The following is an 11,923-nucleotide window of genomic DNA, read 5'->3' on the forward strand; positions in this document are numbered from 1 at the left end:
TTCGATAATGTTGCGCCACTGCTCAAGGCTACGCATTTTTCTCATGGCTATCTCCTAATTGAAATTAAGAAATAGTTTAATCGGTTTGACGAGTTACTGGCAGGTGCACTTTGCTAGACGCTTACTATAGAGTTTGCTCTTCCTTTAAAGTACTCACACTCAAGGTGAGTTACACGGCCTCCAATTTTAAGGTAACGGAAAGAGCTTTTACGTAACTTCCCAATATCTGATGGTTGAACCGCAAAGCTTGCCATCAACCATGAGAACAGTAAGTTTTCAATTTCTGATATTGGTAAGTTATGGGTACCAGAACACAGTAGTTTTAATTCATTAAACCCAAATAATGGACTACTTGCTCCAGCCACAGAGAAGCTCTCAGAAAGAAAGGAGTTACTTAAATAACCTTTAGTTGGCCCTTTAGCTGAAATAAAAAGTCGACTTAGTTCTATTTCACTGTCTAAAGCAGGTAGGATTTTTACAAAACTCTTTTTATTACTTGTATTGGCTAATAAAACAAGTATTAAGGCATTTCGGAGTTTAGGTTCTTTTTCTTTCAGACAATGATATTTATACAGTAAGCAAAATATCGCCCGCCCCGTAAAAGATTTTTTATAGTATTTAACATTCTTATTTGGGCCTAGCATTTTGAAATCGTACAAAGAGAAATCAGATAGTTCTAAAAACCTTTTTAGAGCTAGCTTACATTCATAAAGCTCTATTATTATTGACGACGCTGTAGCTCTTAGTGAACGAATGGTTATTTTTGGCGATGCAAGAACCTGGTATAATTGATTACCAATTCCAATATCATCATTTCTAAGCCAGTCTAACTCACCAAAATAACCAGCTAAAGAAATTTGCTTTTTATTGAAATTCGGACTTACTTTAGTTTTATAAATTTCGAAAAGATATTGTAATTGCTCTGGCTCGACAGATGAGCTCAATTCACTTGATCTTTCTAAAGCATAGAATAAAACTGTTCTTAGCTTTCGAAGAGCGCTTTCGCCTCCATGATTATTCAAGGTATCAAAACGATAAGACTCATATTCCTTTAGAACAGTATAAGGATTTTTTATTTTTGTGTTGTTTAACCACTCTACAAAAAGGTGAGCTGAACCTGTAAAGCGATACTTTGCTGAAAGTGGGGCAAATTCATCTAAAAATGAATAATTATATGAAGCGATAATCGCTTTAAAAATTAATCGCTTATATGCCTCACCTTTAATATTAAAAGAAATAACTCTCTCTGGAGAATTTTTTAACGCAGGTACAACAATCGAAGTAGCTGAGAGCGGATATCTGAAGCTTGTAGGTTCATTTGAATTAAAATCTCTTCTTACTATTGATTCATAATAGCTAGAGTTATGACTCGGTACTTTTTTCATATCATCCAAAGCTACACTCCTTTAAAAGCTGCTCTTTTAGACCGCAGCTATGAATATATGATTTTGTTACTGAATTAGAAAATTGACCATCAACTTTATGCCCTAGCCGATTCGCAGTGGTTAAATAAATAGCCGATGTCGTAGTAATTGATTCATAATGTTTATTAGCTCCCTCACACAAGTTATAAAATATATCAGTTCCAAAGGAGTGCCGAAGATGATGATAAACATTCGTGAACTCAATATTTTGATAAGATCTGTAAACGTCTGGATTATTTTGCATTTCATTAATCACTTTATTACGAGTCTTAGCAAAAGTATCAGTACCAAACTTTGTTGAAATACATCTTCCACGAGTCAGGTTAGTAGAATTTGAAACGAATAAATGGTTTGAATCAGTAAGAGGCCGTTCTAAACGAAAATACTGTTCCATTTTTTCTAATAAGTATCTAGGTATATACAGGAACCTAGAGCGGCTATATTTTGTATAGAGTGATGAGAGGTAATATTTGAACTCTTCTTTATGCGGCTGCTTCTTCAGCTCCTTGAAAAGAGATAGTAATCCCTTATATTTCTGAGTGCTTTCATTAAAGTCTTTAAGTAGAAACCCTTGATTCTCTTTAGAACGACACCCTAACTCACCTCCATTTCTCAAAATGATTTCTTCAAGTAAAGAGTTAGTACTTTGATAGATCAGCTCCCTTGTTTGAGGTAACAAATACTTCACACTTAAACTAGGTTTAGAGTTGCTTCTCGCGATGGGGATATGGGAAGATTTGATGCCTATATTTTTATATTTATTGTCAAAAAAATACTGTAGCCAATTGTAATAAGCTTTTAGAGAGTTTACGGCCTGATTTGCAACAGCTTCGCTACTCTGGCATTCTGTTATAAGATACTCATTAATATAGTCATTTATTAATTCCTGGGGCAAAGCTGTATGTATACTAAGAGTAATATTTCCTTCACCCTCGAACTTATCAACCCACTCTAAAAACCGCCCAAGATGATTACAAATTTTATAACTTGCATCTGCACCAATAAACACTTCTTCAAACACATTTTCGATTAGAGCTGAGTTCCTATTTTTCCTCTTTATCAACTCTATTTTTTTACCTACAACTTCTGTATAGCGAGCAAATAAGCAAGGAAGGAGTATAGGAGCACTATCACTATCTAGATAAATGTAGTGTTTATTTATTTTTTTATCACTGTATCTGTGCATCAATTAACTTACTTAGATAACTCTTTATCTAAAGTTAGCAGAAACAGGTTTACTTACAAATAAACCCCACAGATAACACCCTCGAGTTTAAAAGCAATCCATGTCAATATGAATAAACTTTTTCATTCCTCAAACCAAGCACTGTACAAATGAACAGTTATTATTCATTAAGTTTGATTTATTAGCAAGTCATCAGCTCGATGATTCTTGCTGTGAAGATTTTTTACGATTAAATAACCTCGCACCGAATAACCAAAAAGCACCTTCTAAAATAAAACCAACTACGATTAGTATCACCATCCCAGAAGCATTGCCCATCGCATAACAAACTAATGCCAAACAGATCACCACCAGTAGCGCTAAGCGTTTCATTATTTTTGCTGTCACTGTATTCATAATTAGCTCCTTTAAATCAGATTAAAGTATTCATTTACGTAACCGTGAACTACTAAAACTAGCACATTTTCACTGTTTTCCTAATTATCTTGAGCTAAACAGCACCAATTGCTAATCTACGTTTTTACTTTAAAGAGCTGTCGAATATGCAATCATTCATAGAACAACATCCTATCCATACAGCAATTAATGTTGCTTGGGGAGAAATGGATGCCTTACAACATGTCAATAATGTGGTGTATTTTCGTTATTTTGAAACTGCTCGAATTGATTTTTTTAATCAAATAAATTTACTCGAAGATTTACAAACAACAGGTATTGGTCCTGTGATCAGTGAAAATAACGCGCGTTATAAACGCCCTGTCACATTTCCTGATACAGTGTTGGTAGGCGTTACCATCAGTGATATTCAAAAAGACCGTTTTATGATGCACTACAGAGTATTTAGCCAAGCGCAAAATGCCTTGACTACATTAGGGTCATCGCAAGTGGTGATGTTTAATTTTAAAACGGGTAAGAAAGCACAATTAAGTGAGCCATTATTGGCTGCATTACATAAGTACAGCCGAGAATCATAAAAGTAAGGAATCATTATGCGTTACAACCCACTTGGTAGCAGTGGTCTCAATGTGTCTCGTGTATGCTTAGGCAGCATGACGTGGGGCGTACAAAATAATCAAGCAGATGCTGATGAGCAAATTGCTTATGCCTTAGAGCATGGCGTAAACTTCATTGATACTGCAGAAATGTATGCCATCCCTCCCACTCCAGATACGTACGGAAAAACAGAGCAAATTATCGGTAATTGGTTAGCGCGTAATCCAAGTAAGCGAGACGATATTGTGCTCGCCACTAAAATTGCTGGCAATGGCCTAGCTTGGATACGCGATGGCGGCGATATTACTCGTCAAGCAGTCGTTCATGCAGTTGACGAGTCATTAAAACGCCTACAAACCGATGTAATTGATTTATACCAACTACATTGGCCGAATCGTCAATCACCGCACTTTAGCAAACAATGGCCAGGTATGATCCGTTTTAGTGACGCCAATACAGAGCAACACACAGCGGGTATGCTCGATATTCTTGAAGGTTTAAACGACTGTGTTAAAGCTGGTAAAATTAAACATTGTGGTCTCTCTGACGACACGCCATGGGGTATTAGCCAATTTTTACGATTAAGTGAACAACACAATTTACCGCGCATGGTCTCTATTCAAAATGAATTTAGTTTATTACACGCTAAAGATTGGCCTTATCTAATAGAGCAATGTATTCACGAAGATATTGCTTATTTACCTTGGTCACCCTTAGCAGGCGGTATGTTAAGTGGAAAATATTTAAATGGCGCACGTCCCGATGGTAGCCGCTGGACACTGGTGCAGCGTAATGGTTTATTCCGTGACACAGCACAATCGCAACAAGCAATCAGCCACTATGTTGAAATTGCCCAGCAATACCAAATAACCCCAGCACAATTAGCGCTTGCATGGTGTGACCAAGTTGATGGTGTTACTTCTTCAATTATTGGTGCAACCAGCTTAGTACAACTAAAAGATGACATTGCCGCGTTCAACATCGAATTAAGCGAACAAGCTTTAACTGATATTGGTAATGTATTTAAGCAATACCCAATGCCATTTTAATCAATAAAGCCCAATCATTATCAATGCTTGGGCTTTCCACCAGATTAAAACACTTGAAAAACAACCTACTCACAAATAGTGAATCAAAAAAACACCACTAAAGCATTAAAAAATTAACTTAATGCAATAATTTACCATCCTTTAGTAGCGCAAAATATTAGTTATTGTATACTCGATTTAAATTGTTAGCGGATAAAGTAAATATAGCTATGCGTATTGTCTATTACTTCGTTACATTATTTTATTTTTTTTCAAGCACCTATGTACTTGCTAATAATACCGATGAAGTAACTCACATAACTTGGCTCCAAAGTGATGCGGCGCCTTTTCATCTGGCTAAAACAGCGCAAACTCCAGATGGAGGCTTATGTGATTACTTAGTCGAACAGCTCATCATTGAGTTACCCGATATAGAGCATACCCGCGAAATGTTGCCGCAAAAACGTATAGGCAAGTACCTCGATGAAGGTCAACAAGCATGTTACCCTTGTATGATCCACCGTAAAGTTAACACCCCGCGAGTGATCTATTCGGTGCCAACAACGGTGTACCCACCATTTGCTATCATTGCCTCAGCTAAAACAGCGAAAGTAATTAGCCAACAACACAGTTCACCGATAAATTTAGTTAAACTACTGACAGATAATAAATTTATTTTTGGTCAATCCGCTGCGCGTAAATTTACTCCAGAGTTAAATACCATCGCTCGAAATACTAAAAGCGACCAAAATACATCATTAAGTTGGAACAGTGAAAACGAAAGCAGCTCGGTGATCAATCGGCTCAATCATGGGTATATTGATTACACTATCGACTATCCTTTTTTAGCCGATTACTACAACCGCTTCAGCGAATTTGATAATGTAGTAACCTTACCTATTGCCGATCACGCCGATAAGCTGGTTTTAGGTGCGATTGGCTGCTCAACCAATGCCCCTAATAATTTTGCTAATAATGCCTTAAAAAAAATAAATCGAGTGCTAACAAATAGCATACTGCCGTCTGCAAAGTACCAGCAAACACAGCGTGTATTGCTTGAAAATACCTTTGCGGAGTTCGATCAACAATATCAACAACAGATATTAAAACTTACTCAGCCAACCACTCTTGCTGAACCAATAAATCTGAGCCCAAGTGTAACTGAGCAATAAATTTACTTCCTGCTTTCACAGCTCCTACCCCTGCAGGTGTGCCAGTCATAATAATATCGCCATCAATTAAAGTCATAAACTCACTAACTTGGGCTGAAATAACCGCGGGTTTATAAAGCATTAACTCAACGCCGCCTTGTTGTCGCACCTTATTATCTATCAGTAAGGTTAAGCTTAAATGCTCAATAGCTTGTTCGTCTATTTGTACAAACTCACTAAACAATGCAGAGCCATCAAAGGCTTTCGCGCGTTCCCACGGTAAACCGCTGGCTTTTAATTTACTCTGTAAATCTCGCTTAGTTAAATCCAGTCCCACCGCCACAGCAGCTAAACAGCCATTGTTAACTTGAAAACAAATTTCAGTCTCAAAATGTAATTGCTCATCCTTATGAGTACACATTAAGGTATTTGTTATCGCGCTTGGCGGTTTTAAAAATACCACCATTTCGTCTGCCACTTGATTACCAAGCTCAGCAATATGCGCAGCATAATTACGACCAATACAAATGACTTTTGATGGATTCACTGGTTTCATTTCGATCTTTCCTATTCAATAAAAAGCAGCTTAGACTACTTTTTATGACGTTTATTGGCAATTAACTTCGTATTGCTATTTATCTAGATCGATGTCAGTGGTGTTAAGCCTAACAAAGGCGTTACTGGCATGAAATCCCCTCAGTAGATACATGCTCGCTGGTGATGTTGAGTTTCGCAATCGACACCTGCCATGGCGCAGCTGTACTTAACTGCCAAGGTGAGAATACTTGTCCTAAATTAACACCTTGCTGTGAAAAACACCGTAAATCAATGCTTAAAGTCTGCCATTCATTGGTTGCATTTAGCTGCTTAGCAATATCCAATTTACCTTGGCAATCATCACCACATTGCATACCAAGCCAAAGCGGGGCATCGGCACTTTGCTCAACCTTAATTTGCATTTGTAATTGCCCTGCTTTTTCAACAAACGAACGTAAATCAGATGGGAATGCCGCACTTAAACGCACTGCTGCTAGTTCATCGCCGCTGAAGGTAATTGCACGCGCATCTTCTTGAACGTCTTTATCAAAGGTTTTAACGCTAACAGCTCCGATTGATTCGCGACTACTTGCCATCACTTTTTGCTGCTCACCACTTTGTAAATGCAGACTCCATGGCGCTTTAACCGCGCGCTCAAACAAGACTAAATCATCAAGCTGTTGTGACGTTCCCATTTGTTCAACAAGATCATCTTGTAAGGTGTTTTTATCTGAATAAGTTAAGCCAAAACCATACGGTAATAATGGCGAATAATCTTTATCACCACGATTTTCGTTATCAACTGGGTTATTCGGCCAAGAAAACGACAGCTTGCCTTTAAAATCATGATTTACTGAGCCATCTACATTTGCAAATAACACATCGCTAATTGCATCCCCTTCGCTACCTGGCAACCACGTCGCAACAAACGCATCACTGGCATTAAGCTCTGCGTTTACCCACATTGGGCGGCCGCTAATAAATAACGATACAACGGGAATACCGGCTTGCTTGAATTTTCGCAGTAGCGCTAAATCCGTTTTATTACCCCGCTGATATTCAAGATTATCTAAATCCCCATTGCCTTCTGCATAAGGTTGCTCACCAAATACTACAATAGCGACATCTGGACGAGTATTGAACTCACCGTTTAAGTCATGCTGAACTTGCCCGCCCGCTTGCTTAACAGTGTGTTCAATACCATCCAAAATCGACGTGCCACCTGGGAAATCGCTATTTTGATTCCCCGTACCTTGCCAAGTAATACTCCAACCGCCAGATTGCATACCGATATTATCAGCACCTAGACCGGCTACTAACACATTTGCTTTTGGCGAAAGCGGCAGTAACTGTTGTTTATTTTTTAGGAGTACTAAAGATTCGCGAACTGCTTGTTTTGCGATTTTACGATGTTCAGCACTACCAATGACCTCTGTTTTTCCTGAAAGTGGACGATTTGCAGGACTTGCTTTATCAAATAAACCCGCACGCATTTTTACTCTCAGAATACGCGTTACCGCATCATCAATTCGTGATTGCGCAATTGTGCCATTGTTAACTTGTGCGATAAGGTTTTCATAAAGTGGCTTCCATGCATCAGTAGGCACCATGTATACATCAAGGCCGGCATTAGCGGCTTGTGCGCAGTTTCCATTGGTACAACCAGGAATTTGTCCATGACCATTCCAATCACCCACAACAAAGCCATCAAAACCCATTTTGCCTTTTAGCACATCAGTTAAGAGATATTTACTGCCATGGATTTTTTCGCCATGCCAGCTATTAAACGACGCCATAACTGTTTGTGCTCCAGCACCTAAGCCTCCCACATAACCTTGCGCATGAATGGTAAATAACTCTGCTTCGCTGGTAATATTATTACCTTGGTCATCACCGCCTTGTGTACCACCATCACCAATAAAATGCTTAACCGTACTGATCACCCGTTTATCTGATAAAAAGTCTTGATCAACTGCGCCTTGTAAGCCTTTTACTATTGCGGCTGAGTAATCTCTAACAATTTGTGGATCTTCTGAATACCCTTCATAAGTGCGGCCCCAGCGGTCATCTCGTACCACAGCAACGGTAGGTGCAAACACCCAATCAATACCGGTTACCATCACTTCTTGGGCGGTCGCTGCAGCAATTTTTTCAATCAACTGTGGATTGTTAGCCGCACCTAAACCGATATTGTGCGGAAATAACGTCGCACCAATAACATTATTATGACCATGAACTGCATCGGTTCCCCACATAGTTGGGATACGGCTACCATCAAGGGAATCATCTACTGATGCTTGGTACATTTTTTCGGCTAGTTCAATCCAATCAGCAGCCGTGGCATGTTTATTATTATTAGGAAAAGCCCCACCGCCATTAAGGTAAGAACCAAAACCATATTGACGCATATCTTCCACTGTAATATCGCGAATTTCAGGTTGGATCATCTGGGCTATTTTTTGTTCTAAGCTGATTGAGCCGAGCAAGTCAGCAATTTTTTGCTCCATATTGGCATCGTCTTTAACACCGCTTTTGATCATCGGCCAACTATCATTGGTCGCTGCTGTTTGTTCTGATTGCGAACAGCAAGTCATCGCCATGGCTGCAATCATCATGACCAATAGAGTACGTGGTTTTGTTATGGTAATGTTGGCCGCCTAGTTATCAATGACGAGTTGAGGTTGGTACTTTGGAGCCAAATAGCGCAAAGTAAGTAATATATAAATAACAGCCGATAGGCAGTAATAGTGCTAATTACACACCAAAATTGTCAGCTAAGACGCCTTGTAATAATGGAATAATTTCACCACCGACAATGGCTAAGCATAAAATACCTGAACCCTGAGAGGTATATTTGCCAAGGCCTTGAAGGGCTAAACTGAAGATGGTTGGGAACATAATTGAGTTACATAGTCCGACCAACAAAATAGCCCACATTGCTAATGCCCCTTGTCCTGTCATCGCCATTAACACCAGTACCACGGCAAGTAATGCATGACATGCCAATACCTTACCTGCATTGAGTTTTTGCATGATGGCAGCACCAATAAAGCGTCCTATCATGGCGCCCGCGAAGTAATAACTAATATAATGTGCGGCTTGCTGCTCAGTAAAACCCGCAATATGGTCTAAGGTTAAAAAGCCTACTAAAAAGCTGCCGATTGCGACTTCAGCACCGACATAAACAAAAATGCCAATGGCTCCTAAAATTAAATGGCGATACTGCCAAACACTACCTAAATCAATAAAGTTCTCAACATATTGATTTTCACTCTCAGCATCAGCTGCTTTGCCAAGTTTAGGTAATTTTAAAAAAGCAAAAATCACCGCAAGTACCAGCAAGCTTGCTGAAAGCATTAAATAAGGAAGTTTAACTTGCTCTGCGGTTGCTTGGCTGACTTCAGTTAGAATAAGCCAGCCACCAAAGATTGGCGCAACCGTAGTACCTAACGAATTAAATGCTTGGGTCATGGTTAAACGCGACGACGCTGTTTTTGCTGCGCCAAGTACACTTACGTATGGATTGGCTGACACTTGTAAGATGGTAATACCCGAAGCCAGTACAAATAGCGCCAATAAAAATAGCTCATAAACATGCGCTACGGCTGCGGGATAGAATAATGCACAACCAACCGCTGCTACCACTAAGCCCACCACAATGCCAAATTGATCACCTATTTTACTCACCAACTTACCAGCGGGTATCGACATCACAAAATAAGCCCCAAAGAAACAAAATTGGATTAGCATCGCTTGGGTATAATTGAGTGAAAACATCCCTTTTAAATAGGGGATCAGAATATCGTTTAGACACGTAATAAACCCCCACATAAAAAATAAGGTGGTCAACGACGTTAAAGCAAACGTTTGTTTGCCCATTGGTTGTAGGCTATGTTCATTCGTTGCCAAATTGTGTGTGACGTTTGCCATATTAAACTCTCTAATTATTTTAATTATCAGTTCGTTACGTTTATTAAAGTACTTTTTCATTACTTAAAAAAAGCAAATAATAGTTGCAACATAAAATGTAAGCGCTTACATTTATATCATATAAATCAAAATTAGCAATTTATTTACAAACATTCTGCAAGCGCTTCCATTTTTAATAACTATGCTGTGCTTAATGTAAAAGTAATTGCCAAAACTGAATGTTAAAGGATGCACCTAATCGTGTTTAAAACTATTTCTCTGCCGCCTAGCTCTGCGCTACTTAAACCTCAGTTTACCTTTGGTGTAGCCACAGCCTCATTTCAAATTGAGGGAGCTCGCAGCGCCCGCCTGACATCTATTTGGGATACTTTTTGTGACCAGCCAGGAGCTATCACCGACAATAGCAATGGCGATACAGCCTGTAACCATGTTGAACTATGGCAACAAGATATCGCAATGATTGCTGACTTAGCCGTTGATGCGTACCGATTATCAATTTCATGGCCGCGCGTATTGCATCAAGATGGCAGTATTAATCAGCAAGGCATTGGCTTTTATCGTGATTTATTAACGGCTTTAAAAGCACGCAATATCAAGACCTATGTCACCTTATATCACTGGGATCTACCCCAGCACTTGGAAGATAACGGTGGCTGGTTAAACCGTGACACCGCCTATGCATTTGCTCACTATACTGATTTAGTTACCAAGCAGTTGACAGGTTTAGTTGACTCTTATGCGACTTTAAATGAACCTTTTTGCAGTGCCTATTTAGGCTATGAAGTGGGTGTACATGCCCCCGGTATTAAAAGCCAACAAGCAGGTCGTCAGGCGGCTCATCATTTATTGTTAGCCCATGGTCTTGCCATGCAAGTACTGCGCGCCAATTGCCCTAATATAGAAGCTGGTATTGTTCTTAACTTCAGCCCAGCTTATCCACTGACAGAAAACGATACACAAGCAGCATTATTAGCCGATCAATATCACAATCAGTGGTATATCAAAGCAGTTTTAGAAGGTCAGTATCCGGCGCTTTTAAATAGCCTCAGTAGTGAAGTGCAACCCCATATAGCTGCTGATGATATGGCGATAATAAGTCAAAAAATCGACTTTATTGGCGTTAATTACTATACCCGCATACACTACAAAAACACTGATGATAACTGGTTTGCCGAAGCACAAATCGACAACATAGCTGTGACTGACATGGGCTGGGAAGTCTATCCACAAGGTTTAACTGAGTTGTTAGTATCATTAAATGAGCTATACCAACTACCTAAAGTTTATGTAACTGAAAATGGTGCGGCCATGGCAGATACACTACGAGATGGCCAAGTACTCGATACAGAGCGTGTTAGTTATTATCATACCCACCTCAATGCAGTGCATGACGCAGTTGAGCAAGGAGTTGATATACAAGGCTATTTTGCATGGAGCTTAATGGATAACTTTGAATGGGCATACGGCTATGAAAAACGCTTTGGTCTCGTTTATGTTGATTATGAAAACCAGCAACGCATACTAAAAGAGAGCGCAATACAATATCGCGCATTGCTCACACAGCGCAAAAAATAATAACAACATGAGTGCCAATTATGCTAACTAGAAAAGAAAAAATAGCCTATGGCTTAGGTGATACTGCAAGTAACATCATTTTTCAAACCGGGGTGCTAT

9 protein-coding genes and 1 pseudogene are annotated in these 11,923 nt (G+C 39.3%); 4 read left to right on the plus strand and 6 right to left on the minus strand.

The window, feature by feature from the left end; translation table 11 throughout:
• Positions 1-113 precede the first annotated feature (113 nt).
• From H5232_RS20380 to H5232_RS20390, 3 genes are all read right to left on the minus strand, one after another.
• A complete protein-coding gene (locus H5232_RS20380; RefSeq protein WP_182831413.1) occupies positions 114-1,394 on the minus strand; it encodes a hypothetical protein in 1,281 nt (426 codons plus the stop codon).
• Positions 1,387-2,610 carry a site-specific integrase gene (locus H5232_RS20385; RefSeq protein WP_182831414.1) on the minus strand — a complete coding sequence of 408 codons (1,224 nt, stop codon included), beginning with the start codon at positions 2,608-2,610 and terminating at the stop codon, positions 1,387-1,389. Before H5232_RS20385 ends, H5232_RS20380 begins: the two co-directional genes overlap by 8 nt.
• A gap of 192 nt (positions 2,611-2,802) precedes the next feature.
• Positions 2,803-3,006, minus strand: coding sequence for a hypothetical protein (locus tag H5232_RS20390; RefSeq protein WP_259398497.1), 204 nt, complete (start codon positions 3,004-3,006; stop codon positions 2,803-2,805).
• Positions 3,007-3,152: 146 nt separating this feature from the next.
• Between H5232_RS20390 and H5232_RS20395 the strand changes: the two genes are divergently transcribed.
• From H5232_RS20395 to H5232_RS20405, 3 genes are all read left to right on the plus strand, one after another.
• Positions 3,153-3,584 (plus strand): thioesterase family protein, encoded by a 432-nt coding sequence (locus tag H5232_RS20395; RefSeq protein WP_182718304.1) that lies wholly within the window; start codon positions 3,153-3,155, stop codon positions 3,582-3,584.
• Between the two features lie 15 nt (positions 3,585-3,599).
• On the plus strand, positions 3,600-4,652 hold the full coding sequence (locus tag H5232_RS20400; RefSeq protein WP_149981211.1) for an aldo/keto reductase: 1,053 nt from the start codon (positions 3,600-3,602) through the stop codon (positions 4,650-4,652).
• A 209-nt stretch (positions 4,653-4,861) separates the two neighbouring features.
• Complete coding sequence (locus tag H5232_RS20405; RefSeq protein WP_182767648.1) at positions 4,862-5,803, plus strand: ABC transporter substrate-binding protein; 942 nt, start codon at positions 4,862-4,864, stop codon at positions 5,801-5,803.
• Here H5232_RS20405 and H5232_RS20410 read toward each other — a convergent pair.
• The 3 genes and pseudogenes from H5232_RS20410 to H5232_RS20420 all read right to left on the minus strand — a co-directional run bounded on the left by H5232_RS20410 (position 5,742) and on the right by H5232_RS20420 (position 10,198).
• Positions 5,742-6,338, minus strand: a complete 597-nt coding sequence (locus tag H5232_RS20410) for a fumarylacetoacetate hydrolase family protein (protein ID WP_182767649.1) — start codon at positions 6,336-6,338, stop codon at positions 5,742-5,744. The two genes, H5232_RS20405 and H5232_RS20410, sit on opposite strands and share 62 nt — an antisense overlap.
• Positions 6,339-6,459: 121 nt before the next feature.
• The gene (locus H5232_RS20415) at positions 6,460-8,919 is read right to left on the minus strand and encodes a glycoside hydrolase family 3 protein (RefSeq protein WP_404936410.1); all 2,460 of its coding nucleotides are present in this window, start codon (positions 8,917-8,919) and stop codon (positions 6,460-6,462) included.
• A 64-nt stretch (positions 8,920-8,983) separates the two neighbouring features.
• Positions 8,984-10,198, minus strand: a pseudogene (locus H5232_RS20420) (sugar MFS transporter).
• A gap of 279 nt (positions 10,199-10,477) precedes the next feature.
• On the opposite strand from H5232_RS20420, the gene H5232_RS20425 reads away from it, so the two are divergent.
• Entirely contained in the window at positions 10,478-11,824 is a 1,347-nt protein-coding gene (locus tag H5232_RS20425) for a GH1 family beta-glucosidase (protein ID WP_182794694.1), read from the plus strand.
• Positions 11,825-11,923 lie beyond the last annotated feature (99 nt).

This window comes from Pseudoalteromonas sp. SG41-5, assembly GCF_014164495.1.
GTDB classification, from domain to species: domain Bacteria; phylum Pseudomonadota; class Gammaproteobacteria; order Enterobacterales; family Alteromonadaceae; genus Pseudoalteromonas; species Pseudoalteromonas rhizosphaerae.